This is a genomic window from Streptomyces sp. GbtcB6, assembly GCF_019091475.1.
Classification (GTDB): domain Bacteria; phylum Actinomycetota; class Actinomycetes; order Streptomycetales; family Streptomycetaceae; genus Streptomyces; species Streptomyces hyaluromycini.
The window spans coordinates 135749-156245 of record NZ_JAGXJL010000016.1; the positions used below are offsets into that span (position 1 = coordinate 135749).

The window sequence follows — 20497 nt, forward strand, 5'->3', positions numbered from 1 at the left end:
TTTCGTTGTCGGCTGACGGTTGGTGGGGGCTTGTCGCGCAGTTCCCCGCGCCCCTAAAAGACCAGGGGTGAGCGCCCCTTCAGGGGCGCGGGGAACTGCGCGATCAGCCACGACGGCGCCGCAGTGCTCAGACCACCTGGTGGAGCCACCTCACCGGGGCGCCCTCGCCCGCGTAGCGGAACGGCTCCAGTTCGTCGTCCCAGGGCTTGCCGAGGAGTTTGGCGATCTCCGCTTCCAGGTTGGTCTCGCCGCGCTGTGAGCGGGTCAGGGCGGCCCTCAGGCGGTCCTCCGGGATCAGGATGTCGCCGTGGATGCCGGTGACCGCGTGGAAGATGCCGAGGTCGGGTGTGCAGCTGTAGCGCTCGCCCTCGGCCTTCGCGCAGGGCTCGGCCGTGACCTCGAAGCGGAGCAGGTGCCAGCCGCGCAGTGCGGACGCCAGTTTGGAGGCCGTGCCGACCTCGCCCTGCCAGGAGAACTCGGAGCGCCAGGTGCCGGGGGCGGCCGGCTGGCGGATCCAGTCGAGGTTGACGCGCGTGCCGAGCACCCCGGCGACGGCCCACTCGACGTGCGGGCACAGCGCGCGCGGCGCGGAGTGCACGTACAGAACTCCACGTGTCGTCACCGGAACCTCCGGGCAGAGCGGGACATCTTGCTGGCTGGCTGGCGGCAGTGGCACGACGGCCGCGTTGATGGCGAGGCTACCGTGCGGCGACGCAAGGAGTGTGACGTACCGTCGGTCCCACAGCCAGGAAACGCCCGCCATTCACCCAGGGGGACGCTTGTACGGGGGTGGTCCGTTGCAGGGCGCGGGGCGGGAACTCCCGTGCGTTGTTATGAAGGGGGACGAACTGGTCGACTGAGAGGACCGACGGGGTATGCGCAAGCAGCGACGCCGGCGTTCGCGTGCCCTGGCAGGCGCCGTCGCCGTCACCGCCGCGCTGGGGGTGGGCGGATGCGATGTCCTCGGGGGTTCCTCCGGCTCGACCGGGAGCGAGCGGACGCGGGCCGCCCGGACCGTGCAGGTGTGGGACCGCAGCCCGGCCTCGATCGCGGCCGTCGGCGACTCCATCACGCGCGGCTTCGACGCCTGCACGGTGCTCTCGGACTGCCCGGAGGTGTCCTGGGCGACCGGCACCAGCGACCAGGTGGACAGTCTGGCGGTACGGCTGCTGGGGCGGGCGAAAGCGGCCGACCACAGCTGGAACTACGCGGTGACCGGCGCCCGGATGGCCGACCTGCCGGGGCAGATGGCCGACGCGGTCGTACGCAAGCCGCAGTTGGTGACGGTGATGGCGGGGGCGAACGACGCCTGTCGTACGTCGGTGCGGGCGATGACCTCGGTGGCCGACTTCCGCGCCCAGTTCGAGGACGCGCTGGGCACCCTGCGCAAGTCGCTGCCGAAGACGCAGGTGTACGTGGCGAGCGTGCCGAACCTGAAGCGGCTGTGGTCCGAGGGGCGGACCAATCCGCTGGGCAAGCAGGTGTGGAAGCTGGGCATCTGCCCGTCCATGCTGGGCGACGCGGACGATCTGACCAGCGTGGCGACCCTGCGCCGGGACAGGGTGCAGCAGCGGGTCGAGGAGTACAACAAGGTGCTGAAGGAGGTCTGCGCCAAGGACCGGCGGTGCCGTTTCGACGGCGGGGCGGTGTACGCGTACCGCTTCGGGACCGACCAGTTGAGCCACTGGGACTGGTTCCATCCGAGCACCGACGGCCAGTCGAAGCTCGCGGCGATCGCCTACCGGGCCATCACCGCGAAGGACCCGGTGGACTAGACCCTTGGCTTAGGGTTTCCCCATGAGCGAACTTTTCGGCACCCTTTCCGACGGCACCGCGGTGCACCGCTGGACGCTGGAGCGCGCGGGGACCCGGGTGCGGGTGCTGTCGTACGGCGGGATCGTGCAGTCGGTCGAGGTCCCGGACCGGGACGGGCGGACGGCGGACGTGGTGCTGGGGTTCGCCGGCCTGGACGGCTACCTGGAGAACCCCGGGCCGTACCTCGGCGCCCTGGTCGGCCGGTACGCCAACCGGATCGCGGGGGCCCGCTTCCCGCTGGACGGCGTGACCTATGCGCTGGAGCCGAACAACGGGCCCAACTCCCTGCACGGCGGCGCCCGTGGTTTCGACAAGCGGGTGTGGGACGTGACGGCCGTCGAGCACGGGGTGCGGCTGTCGCGGGTGAGCCCGCACGGGGAGGAGGGGTTCCCGGGGCGGCTGGAGGTCGCCGTGACGTACACGCTGGACGACTCGGGCGCGCTGCGCGTCTCCTACGAGGCGGTCACCGACGCGCCGACCGTCGTGAACCTCACCAACCACAGCTACTTCAACCTGGCGGGCTCCGGGAACGCGGGCGGCCATGAGCTGCGGATCGCGGCCTCGCGCTACGCCCCCGTCGACGGGGACCTGATCCCGACCGGGGTCCTGGAGGACGTCTCCGGCTCCCGTTTCGACTTCCGTACGGCCCGCAAGGTCGGCTCCGGCTACGACCACAACCTCGTCCTCGACAAGGGCGTGACCGAGGCTCCGGTGGAGATCGCCGAGCTGCACGAACCGGCGTCCGGCCGCACCCTCACCGTGGCGACCACCGAACCCGGCATCCAGCTCTACACCGCCGAGCACCTGTCCGGCCCCTTCGCCCCCGGCGACGGTGTCGCCCTGGAGACCCAGCACTTCCCGGACTCCCCCAACCGCCCCGGGTTCCCGAGCACGCGGCTGGATCCGGGCGGGAGCTACCGCTCGGAGACGGTGTACGGCTTCGGGGTGCGCGACTGACGCCATCGGCACGCAAGCCCCGGTCCAGGGGTCAGGTCCCGGACCGGGGCTGCTCAAGGGGGACGCGTCCCGGCTCCGACCTTAGCCGTGGCTGTGCGGCGACGGCCGGTCATCGGGGGCCGCGCCGCGATCTCGTACGAACCCTTCACAAACGCCCACGCCCCGGGCCCGGCCGGGCCCGGCCTCAGCCGGCCACCGCCGCCACGACTTCCACCTCCACCATCGCCTCCGGCCGGAAGAGGCGCGGCACCTCGAAGGTCATGCTCGTCGGCGGGGTGCCGGTGAGGAACTCCCGGCGCACGGTGCCGTATTCGGCGAGCCGGGAGATGTCGGTGAGGTAGGTGCGGATGTTGATGACGTCGGCCAGGGTCGCGCCGTGGGCACGGAGCAGGGCGGCGAGGCCCTCGAAGACGCCCCGGGTCTGCTCCGCGAGGGTCGCGCCACCGGCGATCTGCCCGGAGACGAACAGCAGGGCGCTGCCGTCGGCGTGTTCGACGCGGGCGACCTGGGAGTAGTAGGGGCTCGCGGGCCGGGGCGCGTCGGCCGGGTTGTCCAGGGTGACCTTCACGGGGGTCCTTCCGGAGGGGGCCTTCAGGGGTTCCGGATGCGGGCGGCGGCCCGGCTGATGTCCGCCTGTGCGAGGGCGGGGTCGTCGGCGGCCCGGCGGTAGTCCGCCAGCACCGCTTCCAGGGCGGGCAGTTCCGTCGTCTTCGTCGCCAGCACCAGGTCCTTCATGGCGAGGGCGGTGGCGAAGTGCACCCCGTCGGCGAAGGTGCGGGCGACGGCTCCGCCGATCGGGCCGTTCGCGAGGGCGGCGCGCGCGGTGTCGCCGTCCACGCCGAGGGCGTCGGCGAGCCGCAGCGTCTCGGCCACCAGGGCGACCGCGCCGATGACGGACGCGTTGATGACGAGCTTGAGGGCGGCGGCGGTGCCGAGGGAACCGGTGCGGGTGACCGTGCCCAGGCGGGCCAGGACGTGCTCGACACCGGCCGTGTCACCGCCGGCGAGGATGCCGAGCTCGCCGGTCGCCGCCCGGTCGGTGCTGCCCATGACCGGCGCGTCGACGAGGGTGGCGCCGGCCCCGAGCCGGGCGGCGAGTTCCCGTACGGCGTCCGGACCGACGGTCGACATCTCGATCCAACGGGCGCCCGGGCGCAGCGCGGGCACGATCTCGTCGGCGACCGCGTCGAGCGCGGCCGGGTCGGCGAGCATCGTGACCACCACGTCGGCGTCCCGTACGGCGTCGGCCGGGGACGCGGCGAGCACGGCGCCCTCGGCGACCAGGGGTTCCGCCTTGGCGGCGGTGCGGTTCCAGACGGTCAGCGGGTGCCCGGCGGCGAGGAGCCTGCGGGCCATGGGGGCGCCCATGTGTCCGAGGCCGAGAAATGCGATCTGTTCCATACCGTCGACGCTAGGCGCGGACAAGTGATGCGACAAGCGAATGTCTAGCATGGAAGGCATGCCGAATCAGCATCCCGAAGCTCTCGCCGGAGTGGCCTCCGGGGTGGTCGCCGCGCCGCCCGCCGTCGGCCTCCCCGACGTCTCCACCGTCTGGCTGCGCGTGTTCCTGGACGTCGCCCGGCACGGTTCGTTCACCGTGGCCGCGCGGACGCTCGGGTGGACGCAGTCGGCCGTGTCCCGGCAGATCTCCTCGCTGGAGGCGGCGCTGGGCGGCGGCCCGCTCTTCGACCGGCTGCCGCGCGGGGTACGGCTCACGGAGGCCGGGCGGGTGCTCGTCCCGCACGCCGAGGCCGTCACCCAGGCACTGCACGGCGCCGCCCGTGAGCTGACCGAGCTGCGTGAGGTGGCGGGCGGGCGGCTGCGGTTCGGGGCGTTCGCCACGGCCGACGCGGCGCTGGTGCCGCAGGCCCTGGCCGCGTTCCGCACCCGGCACCCCGGTGTGCGGCTGACCCGCGAGGAGGGGATCACGCCCGGGCTCCTGAAGCGTCTGGACTCCGGCCACCTGGACCTCGCCGTCGTCTCGACCACGGGCCGCACCCCGCTGGAGCCGTACGGACTGCACCATCTCCTCGACGAGTCGCTGTACGTCGCCGTCCCCGCAGGCCACCCCCTGGCCGGCGCCACGGGCCCGGTCCGGCTCGGCCGGCTCGCCGACGCCGACTGGATCTCCGGCAGCTCCCGCCCCGAGGGGACCCTCCTGGACGCGGCCCTGCGCCAGGGTTTCCGCCCGCATGTGACCCATGTCGTCGGCGAGTGGACCGCCAAGCTGGGCTACGTCGCCGCGGGCCTCGGCGTGACCCTGGTCCCGGCGCTCGCCGCCGCGTCCGTACGCCAGGACGTCGCCCTGCTGCCGGTGCTCGACGAGGGCGCCCCGGCCCGCGCGGTGTACGCGGCCACGGCTCGCGGCCGGTCCCTGGCCCCGGCCGCGGAGGCCTTCCTCGGGGCCCTGCGGGAGGCGGCCTCCCGCATCCCGTGCTGGGGCCCCGGGGGCACCATGGCGTAGCCCCGTTCCGTCACGCGATACTGCGGCCGTCCGGCACCACGCACCCCACTGCGACGGAAGGCCAACTCCCTTGAGTTCCCTACGCGTTCGGATCGGCGTCCTCGGAATCGTGCTGCTGGCCGGGGCGCTCGCCCCCAGCGCGGCGCACGCCACGGCCGCCCCCTCCCCCACCGTCGAGGAGCAGCGGCTGGACCAGGCGGTGCCACAGGAGATACTCCGGCGGTCCGGGTTCGACGACGTGGCACCGGAGTTCGCGCGAGCACTGCTGAGCGCGCACTCCTACGCACAGGCACGGCAGGTCGTGGAACGGCAGGGTGCGGTGCTGTGGCGGCGGGCCGTGGACCGGGCGCAGGGGCGGGGGCCGGCCGGGGGTGATCTGAGCCGGGACGACGACCGGCCGCTGTACTGGGCGCGGCTCGGGATGACCCGTCAGGTGCGCACCTGGGAGCCGGGGTTCGGGGTGAGCGAGCGGCAGCGGGCGGCCCTGCTGGACGCGCTGGAGCGGACCTCGCGCGGGCAGACGGACATCCGGTATCCCGGGAAGGGCGTCCGGCGGATCCTCGTCACCGGGTTCGACCCGTTCACGCTGGACCGGGACATCCGGATCTCCAATCCGTCCGGGGCGAGCGCGCTGGCCCTCGACGGGACGGTGATCGAGACCGACGAGGGGCCCGCACGGGTCGAGACGGCCGTGTTCCCGGTGCGCTGGGACGACTTCGCGGCGGGCACGGTGGAACGGACCCTGCGGCCGTACCTGCCGAAGGTGGACCTGTTCACGACCGTGAGCCAGGGGCGGGTCGGGCGGTTCGACGTGGAGCGGACGAACGGGGCCTGGCGGGGCGGGTTCCCCGACAACGACAACATCGGCCGGACCGAGACCGTCCCGGTCTCCGACCCGGCCTCGCAGCCGCAGTGGACGACCACGACGCTCCCGTACGCCGCGATCACGGCGGCGGACACGGGGCGTTTCCCGGTGTACGACCACACCGAGGTGACCGAGATCCCCGCTGGGGGTGCCCCCTCTGGGGGAGGGACCGACCCCGTCGTACGGGCGGACGGGCCGACCGCCGGGTCCACCGCCCGGTCCGGCGGCGGCGGGAACTACCTCTCCAACGAGATCGCCTACCGGGCCACCCTGCTGCGCGACCGGCTCGGGCTGCACGACACCCTGCCCGGCGGGCATGTGCACACGCCGGTGCTGGAGTTCGGTGCCGGGAACACCACGGAGGTGACCGACCCGGAGTTCGTGCGGAACCGGGTGGACATCATCGACCAGGTGCGGGCGATCGTGACCGTGGCGGCGGACGCGTCCTTCAGGAGGTGACGGGTTCGCCGGTCCGCTCGTCCTCCTCGGCCGACTCCTCGCCCAGCAGGTCACGGGCGAGGAGGGTGGCGCCCGCGACCGCGCCCGGCATCAGGAACACCGCGACGAACGGGACCAGGAAGGCCAGGCCCAGCGGGGTGCCGAAGCCCCACACCAGGGTCTTGCGGGAGCGCAGCAGGGCGAGCCGGGCGCGCAGGTCGACGCCCCGGCGCTGGAGGGCGACGGCGGCGAGTTCCTCGGTGAGGAAGAAGCCGGTCACGAGGAAGCCGATGACCGGTACGACGGTCTGCCCGACGAGGGGCAGGAAGCCGAGGGCGAAGAGCAGGACACCCCAGAGACCGGCGCGGACCAGGATGCGCAGGCTGTCGCGGGCCGAGATCCACAGCTCGCGCCAGAACGGCAGCCCGGACTCGGGCGCGGTGCCGTCGGGCGAGACGTCCGCGTCGACCTTCTCGGAGAGGTTCTCGTAGAACGGCTGGCCGATCAGCAGGGTCACCGCGGTGAAGGTGAGGACGGCGAGCAGGAGGCCGAGGGCGAACAGGACGGCGGTGAGGAAGCCGCGGAAGAGGCCGAGCCAGGGGCTGGACCAGTCGTCGGCGAACGGGGTGGCCCAGCCGACGAAGTCCTCCCCCCATATCGCGAGGGTCACCAGGGCCGCCGCGTAGAGGACGAGGGTGATCAGGCCGGGCAGCAGACCGAAGCCGAACTGCCTGCCGTGCCGGCCGACCCATCGCTGGCCCTTGAGGAGATATCCGAAACCCGCCCCGAGATCACGCATGGCGAAAACTTTACCGGGGCCCCGCCAGGGCCCAGCGGGGGCAGCGCCCCGAAGGGGCGCGAGGAACTGCGCGACCAGCCACGACGGCGCCGCGGACGAACGACGGGGCATCGCGGCCATTCCGGCGGAGCGCTCACGCCGGCGTCACCGCCACCACCACGCCCCGGTCCGCCGCCGGGCTGACCGCCGCCGACACCCGTACCGCAGTCGCCCGTGCCGCCCGGCCCGCTTGGGCCGCGGTGGCCAGCAGGACGGGCTGGAGGTGTTCGAGTCCGGTCACGGCGAGTTCCTCGGCGGCGATCAGGACCGGGCCCGCCGCCCTCGCCGTCTTCGTCGCCGCCTCCGTCAGGTCGGCCAGCGGCGGCAGCGCGGCCCGGACCACGCCCGCGCCCGCCGCGGTCGCGCGCTCGGCCAGGGCCACCTGGAGGGGCATCAGCGGGGCCACGGCCGAGGTGACGGCGTCGGCGATGCGGTGGAGTTCGGGGGCGGAGTCGCGCAGGACCTCGGCCGCCGTGCGCAGCAGCGGGGTGAGGGCCAGCAGGACGCCCGCCGCCCCGCCCGCGGCCGCCGGCAGCAACGGGGACAGGGCCTCGGTCAGTTCGCCGAGCGCCGCCGCGAACTCCTCCACGGCCGGCTCCACCGCGTCCAGCAGCGGCAGCAGACCGTCTCGGAGGGCCGCCAGCAGCGGCTCGCTCACCGGGTGCACGGCCAGCGGGGCGCCGCTGGTGCCGAGCCGGGTGAGGGTCTCGACGATGCGGTAGAAGGCCTCCTGTGCCCCCGGTGCGGCACTCGCCTCGGCCAGTTCCGCGGTGGTTCGGCGCAGGACGCGCAGCAGTTCGGGGGCCGAGCCCGCGCGCGGGTCCAGGGTGTTGACCGCGATCTTCGTGAGGTTCCCGGCGGTGTCCAGGAGCTGGCCGGTGATGTCGGTGGTGCTGCGGGCCATGCGCAGCACGTCCGCCCTGCCGGGAAGTGAAGGAATCGTCGCCATGGGCCGGGCCCTCCGCCGCTGTGGGGTCTCTCCGCGGTGTGTCCGCCCTCAGCATGCCCCGGTTGAGTCGAACGGGTACATCTCGCCGTACCGATCTCAGGAACCGGCAGAGGAGGTACGCGTGCACCCGGCAGCGGCCACTGTTGCGGGATCGTCCGAAGGGGTAGGTCGCCCGGGTGGGTAGGGCGTTGTTCACAGTGGGAGCTGCCCCGGCGGCTCGGTTGAGGAGAACGGATGACGCAGGAGATCACCGTCCAGGGCACGGTCGCGGAGGGCTTCGAGGCGGTGCGCGAGGAGTTCGCCGCCTTCGTCGCCGGCGAACCGGCCGACTACGAGGGGCAGTTGTGTGCGTACGTCCGCGGCCGGCGGGTCGTGGACCTGTGGGCGGGCGAGGGGGCCGGCGGGGACTCCCTGTACGGCGTGTTCTCGTCCGCCAAGGGGGCGGCACACCTGGTCGTGGCGATGCTGGTGCAGGACGGCACGCTGGAACTGGACCGTAAGGTCACCTACTACTGGCCGGAGTTCGGCGCCGAGGGCAAGGGCACGCTGACCCTGCGGGACCTGCTCGCGCACCGGGCGGGCCTGGTCGGCACCGACACCGGGTTCAGCCCGCAGGAGCTGGCCGACGACCGGGCGATGGCCGAACGCCTCGCCGACCAGCGGCCGTTCTGGCGCCCCGGCACGGCCTTCGGCTACCACGCCATGGTGATCGGGGCGCTCACCGGCGAGGTGGTACGGCGCGCGACCGGCCGTACGCTCCAGGACGTGTACGAGGAGCGGGTCCGGGCACCGTACGGCCTCGACTTCTTCCTGGGCCTGCCGGCCGCCCACGAGCCGCGCTTCCGCACGACGCAGCCGATGCGGCCGACACCCGAGCAGCAGGCCCTGCTCGAATCCGTCCCGTCCGGCCCGCAGACCCTTGCGGGGATCGCCTTCAACAAGCACGCGGCCGAACCCACGGACCTGGCGGCCCTCCCGAACGACCGGCTGGTCCGCGCCAAGGGCCCGGCATCCTTCGGCGGGGTGGCGTCGGCGCGCGGCCTGGCCGGGATGTACGCGGCCCTGCTCAGCGAGATCGACGGCAAGGCCCCGCTGCTGAAGGAGGACACGGTGGCCGAGTTCGGCCAGTTCCACTCGGTGGGCTACGACCTGGTGGCCCGGGTCCACAAGTCGTACGGCCTGGGTTTCCAGGCGACGGCGGACACCTGGCACCCGTTCCTGGGCGCGGGCACGATCGGCCACAGCGGGGCTGCGGGGTCGCAGGCCTACGCGGACCCGAGAAGCGGGGTCGCCTACGGCTACACGAGGCGACGGTTCGCGTTCCCGGGAGGCGCGGCACCGGAGAACGACCGGCTGGCACTGACCGTGCACAAGGCGGCGCTGAACTCTTAGGGAGCGCCGCCTGAACGCGCCCCTTCAGGGGCGCGGGGAACTGCGCGAGCAACCACCCACGACCCGCACCCGGCACACGAGAGGCCGCACCCCACGTCCAAGGGTGCGGCCTCCGCAGAGCGCAACGAGGGACCTCAGCCTCTCGTCACGCGGTTCAGAGCTTTACGATCATCTTTCCGGTGTTGTCGCCGCGCAGCACCCCGAGGAACGCCTCCACGTTGTTCTCGATGCCCTCGACGACCGTCTCGCCGTACTTCAGCTGCCCGGAGGCCACCCACGGGCCGACCTCGGCGACGAACTGCGGCTGCAGGTCGTAGTGGTCGCCGACCAGGAAGCCCTCGATCCGGCCGCGGGTCTGGATGAGACGGGCGAGGTTCTTCGGGCCGGGGACGGGCTCGGTGCTGTTGTAGACGGAGATCATGCCGCAGACCGCGATCCGGCCGTCCCGGTTCAGCTGGCCGATCGCGGCCTCCAGGTGGTCGCCGCCGACGTTGTCGAAGTAGACGTCCACACCGTCCGGCGCGGCGGCGCGGAGCTGCTCGGCGACCGAGCCGTTCTTGTAGTTGAAGGCCGCGTCGAAGCCGTACTCCTCGACCAGCAGCTTGACCTTCTCGTCGGAGCCGGCCGAGCCGATCACCCGCGAGGCGCCCTTGAGCTTCGCGATCTGGCCGACCTGGCTGCCGACCGCACCGGCCGCGCCGGAGACGAAGACGGAGTCGCCCTCCTTGAAGGAGGCGGTGCGCAGCAGGCCCGCGTAGGCGGTGAGGCCGGTCATGCCGAGGACGCCGAGGTACGTCGACAGGGGCGCGGCCGCCGCGTCGACCTTGACGGCGTTCTTCGCGTCCACGACCGCGTACTCGCGCCAGCCGAAGAAGTGCAGGACGTGGTCGCCGGCCGCGATGCCCTCGGCGTTCGACTCGACGACCTCGCCGACCGCACCGCCCTGCATGACCTTGCCCAGCTCGAAGGGGGCGACGTACGACTTCGCGGCACTCATCCGGCCCCGCATGTACGGGTCGACGGAGAGGTACTTGTTCCGCACGAGCACCTGCCCCTCACCCGGCGTGGGAACCTCCGCCTCGACCAGGGCGAAGTCCTCGGGCTTCGGCCAGCCGACGGGACGGCTCAGCAGGTGCCACTCGCGGTTGATCATGACATGCGCCTTTCCGAAATACTTCAGTACCTGAAACAACCATGCTCCTGAATATTTCAGGATGTCAAGTAACGCGGTACCCTGGCGTACATGTCGTCCACACAGTCCACCCCCGCGCAGACCCGCCGCCCCGACGCGCTGACCCTGGAAGTCGTCGAGCTCATCGGGGACGTCGTGTCCCGTTTCTACGCGGACTACGAGGAGGCGGCGGGCGAGCACACGCTCACCGGGGCGCAGGCGCGGCTGCTCAGCCTGCTGTCGCTGGAGCCGCTGCCGATGCGGAAGCTGGCACAGAAGCTGAAGTGCGAGCCGTCCAACGTGACGGGGATCGTGGACCGGCTGGAGGCGCGCGGGCTCGTGGAGCGGCGGCCCGACCCGACGGACCGCCGGGTGAAGCTGGCCGCGGCGACGGACGAGGGCCGACGGGTCGCCCGTGACCTGCGCGAGGGGTTGCGCTTCGCGCGCGAGCCGCTGGCGGGGCTGTCGGACGGGGAGCGGCTGTCGCTGCGGGATCTGCTGCGGCGGATGCTCGACGCCTAGGGGGCCGACACCGTCCGGCGCCGGCCCCCCGAGGGGGTTACGCGAACTGGCCGGGCCGGTAGTCACCGGCCGGGATCTGGAAGATGACGTTCAGCCGGTTGAAGGCGTTGATGACGGCGATGGTCGCCACGATCGCGATGAGCTGGTCGTCGTCGTAGTGCTTGGCCGCGTTCTCCCAGACCTCGTCCGGCACGCCGCCCGCCGCGTCGGCGATCCGGGTGCCCTGCTCGGCGAGTTCCAGTGCCGCGCGCTCGGCCTCGGTGAACACGGTGGCCTCGCGCCAGGCGCCGACCATGTGGAGGCGCTGCTGGGTCTCGCCCGCCGCGGCCGCGTCCTTGGTGTGCATGTCGAGGCAGTAGCCGCAGCCGTTGATCTGGCTGGCGCGGATCTTCACGAGCTCCAGGGTGGCCGGGGGTACGCCTGTCTCCGCGGTGACCGCGCCTGCGGCGACGAAGTGCTTGATGAGCTTGTTCGCGACGGGGCTGGCGAAGGGGTTCAGACGGGCTTCCATGGCGTGCTCCCTGTGGTGTGGGTCAGCGGGTTGCACACCTATGACGGAGCGGGTTCGTCTAATGTGACACGTTTGCTGGATTTGCTTTGGTAGCACTTCGGGTGCGGGTTGTGGTGGGTTGCTCGCGCAGTTCCCCGCGCCCCTAAAGGGGCGCTCCACTCACGTACACCACCACAGGAACCGGTTGCACGTCTGGCTCGGTGACGGGGCGGGGGTCGATGTCGTCGGGTCTGCCGTCGGGGTCGATGCCGCCGTGGTCGTCGGGGTGGCCGCCGGGGTCGTCGCCGTGCCCGCGCCCGTCGTCGCCGACTGGGCCGACGTGTCCTTGGGGGACGCCGACGGCGAGTCGGACGCCTTGTCCTTCGAGGAGGAGGGGGACGGTGACGCGGAGGGGTCGGCCGAGGCGGAGCCCGCCGCGCCGGTCGCGCCGGAGGTGTCGTCCAGGGGCTGGGCGGTCGTCCCCGGGGACGACGTCGACGTACCGCCGTCGGTCGTGCTGCCGCCCCCCGCGGCCGTGTCCGGGGTCGTGAACGGTATGGCGTCCGTGCCGAGTTCGGCGAGGCTCAGGCCGCCCGCCGCCAGCACGCACGCCGCGGCCACCAACAGGACCCTGCGGCGCCGCCGGCGATGGGCCGCGGCCTTGCGGTCGCGACGGCTTCCGTCGGGGCCGGACGGCTCCTCGGGATCCTCGGCGGGGCTCCCGGCGGCCCGTCCCCGGCTCCGGTCGCCGCGCCCGCGCGCCGCCCGCCGCCGCTCGGCCCGGCCGCCCGCCGGCGCTTCGTCGTCCTCGCCGCCCGTGCCGTCGTGGCCGTCGTCGCTCTCGGGGTCGTACCCGTCGGCGGCGAACTCCGGCTCCGCGTACGGCGCCTCACCGGGCACAGCCGGTCCGGGGGTGGCCGCTTCCCGCGCGGACGCGCGTAGCGTTTCGATCGGTGTGCCGCACCCCGGGCAGGCGAGGGCGCCGTTGAGGTGCCGTCGGCACGGGTAGCAGTAGTCCATGACGCGGGAAGACTAAGTTCCCCACGGGTCACATAACCAGGCACCTCTGTGAAGGTTCTGTGGGAGACCGAAAAACCTATCGCAAGCCTTGCCGAAACCGTTACCTGTTCGACCCATTGACACCCCGACCGCCCCGTCCTTACTGTCACGCCAGCATTTCGAACGCGTGACGAAATCTCGAACAGCTGAGGGGCAACTGCCGTGCGCATCACCGGAATCAGCACACACGTGGTCGGGACGCCGTGGCGCAACCTGACGTACGTCCAGGTGCACACCGACGAAGGGATCACCGGAGTCGGCGAGACCCGGATGCTCGGTCACACCGACGCGCTGATCGGCTATCTCCGGGAGGCCGAGGCCAACCACATTCTCGGTTCGGACCCGTTCGCAGTGGAAGACCTCGTACGCCGGATGAAGTACGGCGACTACGGCCGGGCGGGTGAGATCGTCATGTCCGGGATCGCCGTCGTCGAGATGGCCTGCTGGGACATCAAGGGCAAGGCGCTGGGCGTGCCCGTGTGGCAGCTGCTCGGCGGGAAGGTCACCGACAAGGTCAAGGCGTACGCCAACGGCTGGTACACCACCGAGCGGACCCCGGAGGCCTATCACAAGGCCGCCCAGCAGGTCATGGAGCGCGGGTACAAGGCGCTGAAGATCGACCCGTTCGGTACCGGCCACTTCGAGCTGGACCACGAGCAGACCCTGTACGCCGTGTCGCTCATCGAGGCCGTACGGGACGCCATCGGGCCGGACTCCGAGCTGATGCTGGAGATGCACGGCCGGTTCTCGCCCTCGACCGCGGTACGACTCGTGCGCGAGCTCGCGCCCTTCAAGCCGGCCTGGCTGGAGGAGCCCTGCCCGCCGGAGAACCTGAAGGCGCTGGAGAAGGTCGCCGCCAAGGTGGACATCCCGGTCGCCACCGGTGAGCGCATCCACGACCGCATCGAGTTCCGCGAGCTCTTCGAGAGCCAGGCCGTGGACATCATCCAGCCGGACGTCGGCCATATCGGTGGTATCTGGGAGACCCGGAAGCTCGCCGCCACCGCCGAGACCCACTACGTGCTGGTCGCCCCGCACAACGTCGGCGGCTCGGTGCTCACCGCCGCCTCCCTCCAGGTCGGGTTCACCTCCCCGAACTTCAAGATCCTGGAGCACTTCAACGACTTCGCCGACGCCGAGATCAAGAAGGTGGTCAAGGGGGCGCCGGAGGTCGTGGACGGGTACTTCCACCTGTCCGACGCGCCGGGGCTCGGGGTCGAGTTCGACGCCGACGCGGCCGCCGAGTTCCCGCAGCAGCAGGCCCGGTTCGACCTGTGGGCCGAGGGCTGGGAGCAGCGCAAGCCCAAGGGGACCAAGTGAGCTCCGCCGCCCCTGGTTCCCAGGTCGTCGTCGAGGCGCCCGGCACCCACCGGGTCGAGGCGCACACGCCCCGCGAGCCCGGTCCCGGCGAGGCGCTGGTCGCCGTGCACGCGGTCGGGATTTGCGGAAGCGACCGCGAGGTGTACCAGGGGAACCGGCCCGAGGGATACGTCCGGTACCCGCTGACACCGGGCCACGAGTGGTCGGGGACCGTGTCGCAGGTGGGCCCCGGGGTCCCCGCCTCGCTCGTCGGCCGCAAGGTCGTCGGCGAGGGCTTCCGCAACTGCCAGGTGTGCGACCGCTGCCACGCCGGCGAGACCACCCTGTGCACCGACGGCTACGAGGAGACCGGCTTCACCCAGCCGGGCGCCATGGCCGCCACCCTCACCCTCCCGGCCCGTCTGCTGCACGCCCTCCCGGACGACGCCGACCTCACGGCGGCCGCCCTGCTCGAGCCCGCCGCCTGTATCGCGGCGGCCGCGCTGAAGGGCAACGCCCAGCCGGGCGAGCGGGTCGCGGTGGTCGGCACCGGAACGCTGGGCATGTTCGCCGTGCAGTTCCTGCACGCGATCTCACCGAGTGAACTGCTGGTGGTCGGCACCCGGAACGACCGGGAGGCGCTCTCCCGGCAGTTCGGGGCCACCGACTTCCGCACCAAGAACGCCGAGAATTCAGAACTGCCCGACGATTTCGACGTCGTCATCGAGACCGCCGGGTCCGCGTCCGCCGCGCGCACCGCCGCCTCCCTGCTCAGGCGCGGCGGACGCCTGGTCCTGACCGGCATCCCGGCCGCCGGTGCCGAGGGCCTGGACCCGACCGACCTCGTCGTACGGCAACTGGAGGTGCACACCGTCTTCGGGGCACCGCCGGACGCCTGGGCGCACACGGTACGGGTCTTCGGGGCCGGTCTCCTCGATCCGCTGCCCCTGATCACGCACGAGCTGCCGCTGACCGAGTTCCCGCAGGCCATCGAGCTGGTGGGGGCCGGCGATCCGAAGGTGGGCAAGGTGCTGCTCCGCCCCTAGTCGTACGCCGGTCGCGGCGTGCCCTGACCTCGCCGTGGCCGGCGTACCACCAAGCCGTTTTTTCTACCCAGAGCCGCGAACCTTGTCCGAAATACCGAACGTGAAGGACAGCTTGTGACGACCGACGCTTCCGCAACGGCGGCCCGCCGACCCGGTGAGCAGGCGCTCGCCGCCCTCGGCCTGGGTGCGCCCGCCCTCGACCCCGCCGACGCCTCCGCCCACAGCTTCCCGGGCGGCGGCAAGTGGCGCACCGAGATCCCCTCCTGCGAGGGTCCCGAGGCGCTGGCCGTCGTCCTCAAGGAGTCCTCGCGCCTGGACGTGCCGATCCACCGGATCAGCCAGGGCAGCGGCGTGTGGATGCTCACCGACGCCGAGATCACCGAGATGGTCGAGGCGACGAACGAACGGGACATCGAGCTCTGCCTGTTCACCGGCCCGCGCGGCACCTGGGACATCGGCGGCTCGGTGCGCTCCGACTCGCGGGGAGCCGGCGCGCGCGCCCGCGGCCACGACGCCGTCGCCGGGTGCGTCGAGGACGCGGTCCGGGCGACGGAGCTGGGCGTCAAGTGCCTGCTCGTCGCCGACGAGGGCGTGCTGTGGACGCTGCACCGGGCCCGGCAGGCCGGGATCATCCCGGCGGACACCACGCTGAAGGTGTCCGCGCTGATCGGACCGGTCAACCCGGCGTCGTACTCGGTCTTCGAGCACCTCGGCGCCGACTCCGTGAACGTCCCGAGCGACCTGACGCTCGATCACCTCACCGAGATCCGCCGGGTGTCCGGCGCCCCCCTGGACATGTACATCGAGGCCCCCGACGACCTCGGCGGCTACATCCGGATGTACGAGGTCGCCGAGCTGATCCGGCGCGGCGCCCCGATCTACCTGAAGTTCGGTCTGTCCAAGGCTCCCGGCATCTACCCGTGGGGCACCCACCTGCGGGACGTGACCCTGAACACCGCCCGGGAGCGGGTGCGGCGCGGCCGGCTCGCCCTGGACCTGCTCGCCCGGCACGGCGCGGACGGGGACATGGCGCCGCTCGGGTCGCGGCTGCCGGGAGCGCTCAACCGGTTCCCCGTCGAGGGTTCCGCCTGATGAACGTAGCCGCCGCGGGCCGTCGGCGGCTGGTCGCGCCCACGCGGCGGAGCCGCAAATCGATACAGCCCCGCGCCCCTTTGGGGCGCTCAACCTCTCAACGACGAGAAGAACAGGGACCGATCACATGCGCACTCGTAGAAGCGCCCTTACCCTCATAGCCGGGGCCGCCTCCCTCGCTCTGACCCTGTCCGCGTGCGGCCAGAGCAGCGACGGCGGCAGCAAGACCGAGAGTGGCAGCGCCAAGGGCGGCACCATCGGTATCGCCATGCCGACCAAGTCCTCCGAGCGCTGGATCGCGGACGGCAAGAACGTCGTCAAGAACCTGGAGTCCAAGGGCTACAAGACCAAGCTGGTCTACGGCGAGGACGACCCGGACACCCAGGTCTCGCAGATCGAGAACCTGATCACGCAGGGCGTCAAGGGCCTGATCATCGCGGCCATCGACAACAAGTCCCTGAACAACGTGCTCCAGGAGGCCGCGGACGCCAACATCCCGGTCATCGCCTACGACCGGCTGATCCTCGGCACCAAGAACGTCGACTACTACGCGTCCTTCGACAACACCAAGGTCGGTGTCGAGCAGGGCACGTACATCGTGCACAAGCTGGGCCTGGACAGCGGCAAGAAGGGCCCGTTCAACATCGAGCTGTTCGCCGGCTCGAACGACGACAACAACACCAAGTACTTCTTCAACGGCGCGATGAGCGTGCTCCAGCCGTACATCGACAAGAAGGAGCTGGTGGTCAAGTCCGGGCAGACCGCGCTGAACAAGGTCACCACCCTGCGCTGGGACGGTGCGACCGCGCAGTCGCGCATGGAGGACATCCTCACCTCCTCCTACAAGTCCGCCAAGGTGGACGCGGTGCTCTCGCCGTACGACGGCATCTCGATCGGCATCCTCGCCGCGCTGAAGTCGGACGGCTACGGCTCCGGCAGCCAGCCGCTGCCCGTCATCACCGGCCAGGACGCCGAGCTGGCCTCGGTGAAGTCGATCATCGCGGGCGAGCAGACGCAGACCGTCTACAAGGACACCCGGCAGCTCGCCAAGGTCGCCGCGACCATGGTCGACGACGTCCTGAACAAGAAGACCCCGCAGGTCAACGACACCAAGACGTACAACAACGGCTCCAAGGTCGTCCCCGCCTACCTGCTGCAGCCGGTGAGCGTCGACAAGTCCAACTACGAGGACGTCCTGGTCAAGGGCGGCTACTACACCGACGCCGAGCTCAAGTAACCGCCACTCCCTACTGATTGGAAGGCAGACCATGGCGGGCCCCGTCCTGGAAATGCGCTCGATCGTCAAGACCTTTCCCGGCGTCAAGGCACTGTCGGACGTCACGCTGACCGTCCGCCAGGGCGAGGTCCACGCCATCTGCGGGGAGAACGGCGCCGGCAAGTCGACCCTGATGAAGGTCCTCTCCGGCGTCCATCCGCACGGCAGTTACGAGGGAGAGATCCTCTTCGAGGGGGAGCTCTGCGAGTTCGGTGACATCCGGGCGAGCGAACAGCGCGGCATCGTGATCATCCACCAGGAGCTGGCGCTGTCGCCGTACCTCTCGCTGGCGGAGAACATCTTCCTCGGCAACGAACACGCCAGGGGCGGGTTCATCGACTGGCGGGAGACCCTGCGGCACGCCACCGAGCTGCTGCGCCGGGTCGGTCTCGACGACCACCCGGAGACCCGCGTCACCGACATCGGCGTGGGCAAGCAGCAGCTGGTGGAGATCGCGAAGGCGCTGTCGAAGAAGGTGAAGCTGCTCATCCTGGATGAGCCGACCGCAGCCCTGAACGACGAGGACAGCGGCAAACTCCTCGACCTGATCCTGGAGCTGAAGGACCAGGGCATCACCTCGATCATCATCTCGCACAAGCTCAACGAGATCCGCCGGGTCGCCGACTCGGTGACGATCATCCGGGACGGCCACTCCATCGAGACCCTCGACGTGAAGTCGAAGGAGACGACGGAGGAGCGGATCATCGCGGGCATGGTCGGCCGCGACCTGGACCACCGCTTCCCGGAGCGGACCGCGTACGAGGGCCAGGCGGACGCGGCGCCGGCCCTGGAGATCCGCAACTGGACCGTGCGGCACCCGATCGACCAGGAGCGCAAGGTCGTCGACGACGTGTCGGTCCACGTCCGGCGCGGCGAGATCGTCGGCATCGCGGGCCTGATGGGCGCCGGCCGCACCGAACTCGCGATGAGCGTCTTCGGGCGGACCTACGGCCGCTACGACGGCGGCTCGGTCCTCAAGGACGGCACGGAGATCCGTACCAAGTCCGTCGCGGAGGCGGTCGGGCACGGCATCGCGTACGTCACCGAGGACCGCAAGCACTACGGCCTCAACCTCATCGACACCATCAACCGCAACATCTCGCTGACCGCGCTGAACAAGGTCGCCCGGCGCGGGATCGTGGACGAGCACGAGGAGCGGCAGGTCTCCGAGGGCTACCGCAAGTCCATGAACATCAAGGCGCCGACCGTCTTCGAACCGGTGGGCAAGCTGTCCGGCGGCAACCAGCAGAAGGTCGTCCTCAGCAAGTGGATCTTCGCTGGTCCGGACGTGCTGATCCTGGACGAGCCGACCCGCGGGATCGACGTGGGCGCCAAGTACGAGATCTACACGGTCATCGACCAGCTCGCCGCCCAGGGCAAGGCGGTCGTCTTCATCTCCTCCGAGCTGCCCGAACTGCTCGGCATGTGCGACCGCATCTACACCATGGCCGCGGGCCGCCTGACCGGCGAGGTGCCCAGGGCCGAGGCCACGCAGGAAGTGCTGATGCGCCATATGACGAAGGACAAAGAGGTATCGCGATGAGCACGGATGTCACCGCCAAGAGCCCGGCCCCCGTGCCGCCGGGCTGGAGCGAGCCCGGTGCCGACGACGGCCTGCTCCAGCTGATGCTGAACGGGCTGCGCCGCAACATGCGCCAGTACGGCATGCTGATCGCGCTCGGTCTGATCGTCGCCCTGTTCGCCGTCTGGACCAACGGGGACCTGCTGCTGCCGCGCAACGTCTCCAACCTGGTCCTGCAGAACAGCTACATCCTGATCCTCGCCATCGGCATGATGATGGTGATCATCGCCGGGCACATCGACCTGTCGGTCGGCTCGCTGACCGCGTTCGTGGGCGCCTTCGCGGCCGTGCTGACGGTCAATCACGGGATCCCTTGGCCGGTCGCGTTGATCCTGTGTCTGGCGATGGGTGCCGTGGCCGGCGCGCTGCAAGGGTTCTTCATCGCCTACCTGGGCATACCGTCGTTCATCGTCACCCTCGCCGGGATGCTGCTCTTCCGGGGTCTCACCGAGATCCTGCTCCAGGGCCAGACCATCGGCCCGTTCCCGAACGGCCTGCAGAACCTGGGCAACGGCTTCCTCCCCGAGGTGGGCCCGCACACCAACTACCACAACATCACGCTGCTGCTGGGCATCGTGCTGATCGCCGCCGTGGTCTGGCAGGAGTTCCGCGACCGGCGCCGCCAGCAGGAGTTCTCCCTGGACGTCCTGCCCACCCGGCTCTTCCTGGTCAAGCTGGTCGCGCTGGGCGCCGCGATCCTCGTCCTCACCCTGCTGCTCGCCAGCTACAAGGGTGCGCCGATCGTCCTGATCGTGCTGGGCGCGCTGGTCGTCGGCTACGGCTACGTGATGCGCAACGCGGTCTTCGGCCGGCACATCTACGCGATCGGCGGCAACCTGCCGGCGGCCAAGCTGTCCGGCGTCAAGGACAAGAAGGTCACCTTCTACGTCTTCCTGAACATGGGCGTGCTCGCGGCCCTGGCCGGTCTGGTGGTCGCCGCCCGGCTGAACGCGGCCTCGCCGAAGGCGGGCGACGGCTTCGAACTGGAGGCGATCGCCTCCTCGTTCATCGGCGGCGCCTCCATGAGCGGCGGTGTCGGCACCATCCTCGGTGCCATCATCGGCGGCCTCGTCCTCGGCGTGCTGAACAACGGCATGAACCTCCTCAGCGTCGGCACCGACTGGCAACAGGTGATCAAGGGCCTCGCCTTGCTGGTGGCGGTCGGATTCGACGTGTGGAACAAGCGCAAGTCCGGTTCGTAAAGTCAGCTCGGGCCCCGCCGGAAGGCGGGGCCCCACCTTT

At 71.2% G+C, this 20497-nt stretch carries 20 protein-coding genes; 12 read left to right on the top strand and 8 right to left on the bottom strand.

What is annotated here, in order from left to right; all coding sequences use genetic code 11:
- Positions 1-127 precede the first annotated feature (127 nt).
- Positions 128-622: a DUF3145 domain-containing protein gene (locus tag KVT45_RS26705; RefSeq protein WP_217551622.1), complete on the bottom strand. Its 495-nt coding sequence runs from the start codon at positions 620-622 to the stop codon at positions 128-130.
- 253 nt (positions 623-875) lie between these two features.
- On the opposite strand from KVT45_RS26705, the gene KVT45_RS26710 reads away from it, so the two are divergent.
- Both KVT45_RS26710 and KVT45_RS26715 read left to right on the top strand, forming a co-directional pair.
- Entirely contained in the window at positions 876-1775 is a 900-nt protein-coding gene (locus KVT45_RS26710; RefSeq protein ID WP_217551623.1) for an SGNH/GDSL hydrolase family protein, read from the top strand.
- A 22-nt stretch (positions 1776-1797) separates the two neighbouring features.
- On the top strand, positions 1798-2772 hold the full coding sequence (locus KVT45_RS26715; protein ID WP_217551624.1) for an aldose epimerase family protein: 975 nt from the start codon (positions 1798-1800) through the stop codon (positions 2770-2772).
- 184 nt (positions 2773-2956) lie between these two features.
- Here KVT45_RS26715 and KVT45_RS26720 read toward each other — a convergent pair whose 3' ends face one another.
- Both KVT45_RS26720 and KVT45_RS26725 read right to left on the bottom strand, forming a co-directional pair.
- Positions 2957-3340: a RidA family protein gene (locus tag KVT45_RS26720; RefSeq protein ID WP_217551625.1), complete on the bottom strand. Its 384-nt coding sequence runs from the start codon at positions 3338-3340 to the stop codon at positions 2957-2959.
- Positions 3341-3363: 23 nt separating this feature from the next.
- Positions 3364-4173 carry an NAD(P)-dependent oxidoreductase gene (locus tag KVT45_RS26725; protein ID WP_217551626.1) on the bottom strand — a complete coding sequence of 270 codons (810 nt, stop codon included), beginning with the start codon at positions 4171-4173 and terminating at the stop codon, positions 3364-3366.
- Between the two features lie 58 nt (positions 4174-4231).
- Here KVT45_RS26725 and KVT45_RS26730 point away from each other — a divergent pair, with 58 nt between their 5' ends.
- Together KVT45_RS26730 and KVT45_RS26735 are read left to right on the top strand one after the other, a co-directional pair.
- The gene (locus tag KVT45_RS26730; protein ID WP_254647387.1) at positions 4232-5236 is read left to right on the top strand and encodes a LysR family transcriptional regulator; all 1005 of its coding nucleotides are present in this window, start codon (positions 4232-4234) and stop codon (positions 5234-5236) included.
- Between the two features lie 70 nt (positions 5237-5306).
- Positions 5307-6560 (top strand): pyroglutamyl peptidase, encoded by a 1254-nt coding sequence (locus KVT45_RS26735; RefSeq protein WP_217551628.1) that lies wholly within the window; start codon positions 5307-5309, stop codon positions 6558-6560.
- On the opposite strand, the gene KVT45_RS26740 is transcribed toward KVT45_RS26735, so the two are convergent.
- Entirely contained in the window at positions 6550-7338 is a 789-nt protein-coding gene (locus KVT45_RS26740) for an EI24 domain-containing protein (protein WP_217551629.1), read from the bottom strand. The two genes, KVT45_RS26735 and KVT45_RS26740, sit on opposite strands and share 11 nt — an antisense overlap.
- A 133-nt stretch (positions 7339-7471) precedes the next feature.
- A complete protein-coding gene (locus KVT45_RS57750) occupies positions 7472-8326 on the bottom strand; it encodes a hypothetical protein (RefSeq protein ID WP_217551630.1) in 855 nt (284 codons plus the stop codon).
- A gap of 234 nt (positions 8327-8560) precedes the next feature.
- Here KVT45_RS57750 and KVT45_RS26750 point away from each other — a divergent pair, with 234 nt between their 5' ends.
- Positions 8561-9718 carry a serine hydrolase domain-containing protein gene (locus KVT45_RS26750; RefSeq protein ID WP_217551631.1) on the top strand — a complete coding sequence of 386 codons (1158 nt, stop codon included), beginning with the start codon at positions 8561-8563 and terminating at the stop codon, positions 9716-9718.
- Between the two features lie 154 nt (positions 9719-9872).
- Here KVT45_RS26750 and KVT45_RS26755 read toward each other — a convergent pair whose 3' ends face one another.
- Complete coding sequence (locus KVT45_RS26755) at positions 9873-10871, bottom strand: NADP-dependent oxidoreductase (protein WP_217551632.1); 999 nt, start codon at positions 10869-10871, stop codon at positions 9873-9875.
- A 90-nt stretch (positions 10872-10961) separates the two neighbouring features.
- On the opposite strand from KVT45_RS26755, the gene KVT45_RS26760 reads away from it, so the two are divergent.
- Entirely contained in the window at positions 10962-11411 is a 450-nt protein-coding gene (locus KVT45_RS26760) for a MarR family winged helix-turn-helix transcriptional regulator (protein ID WP_217551633.1), read from the top strand.
- Positions 11412-11448: 37 nt separating this feature from the next.
- Here the strand turns inward: KVT45_RS26760 and KVT45_RS26765 are convergent, their stop codons facing one another.
- Complete coding sequence (locus KVT45_RS26765) at positions 11449-11922, bottom strand: carboxymuconolactone decarboxylase family protein (protein WP_217551634.1); 474 nt, start codon at positions 11920-11922, stop codon at positions 11449-11451.
- A 159-nt stretch (positions 11923-12081) separates the two neighbouring features.
- Positions 12082-12921, bottom strand: coding sequence for a hypothetical protein (locus KVT45_RS26770; protein WP_254647388.1), 840 nt, complete (start codon positions 12919-12921; stop codon positions 12082-12084).
- A 201-nt stretch (positions 12922-13122) separates the two neighbouring features.
- Between KVT45_RS26770 and KVT45_RS26775 the strand changes: the two genes are divergently transcribed.
- The 6 genes from KVT45_RS26775 to mmsB all read left to right on the top strand — a co-directional run bounded on the left by KVT45_RS26775 (position 13123) and on the right by mmsB (position 20457).
- Complete coding sequence (locus KVT45_RS26775; RefSeq protein ID WP_217551635.1) at positions 13123-14280, top strand: mandelate racemase/muconate lactonizing enzyme family protein; 1158 nt, start codon at positions 13123-13125, stop codon at positions 14278-14280.
- Complete coding sequence (locus tag KVT45_RS26780) at positions 14277-15305, top strand: alcohol dehydrogenase catalytic domain-containing protein (protein WP_217551636.1); 1029 nt, start codon at positions 14277-14279, stop codon at positions 15303-15305. The genes KVT45_RS26775 and KVT45_RS26780 overlap by 4 nt, the downstream gene beginning before the upstream one ends.
- A gap of 114 nt (positions 15306-15419) precedes the next feature.
- On the top strand, positions 15420-16397 hold the full coding sequence (locus KVT45_RS26785) for a hypothetical protein (protein WP_217551637.1): 978 nt from the start codon (positions 15420-15422) through the stop codon (positions 16395-16397).
- Between the two features lie 127 nt (positions 16398-16524).
- Positions 16525-17634 carry a multiple monosaccharide ABC transporter substrate-binding protein gene (chvE, locus tag KVT45_RS26790; RefSeq protein ID WP_217551638.1) on the top strand — a complete coding sequence of 370 codons (1110 nt, stop codon included), beginning with the start codon at positions 16525-16527 and terminating at the stop codon, positions 17632-17634.
- A 31-nt stretch (positions 17635-17665) separates the two neighbouring features.
- Positions 17666-19216: a multiple monosaccharide ABC transporter ATP-binding protein gene (gene mmsA, locus KVT45_RS26795; RefSeq protein ID WP_217551639.1), complete on the top strand. Its 1551-nt coding sequence runs from the start codon at positions 17666-17668 to the stop codon at positions 19214-19216.
- Positions 19213-20457, top strand: a complete 1245-nt coding sequence (gene mmsB / locus KVT45_RS26800) for a multiple monosaccharide ABC transporter permease (protein ID WP_217551640.1) — start codon at positions 19213-19215, stop codon at positions 20455-20457. Before mmsA ends, mmsB begins: the two co-directional genes overlap by 4 nt.
- Positions 20458-20497: the final 40 nt, after the last annotated feature.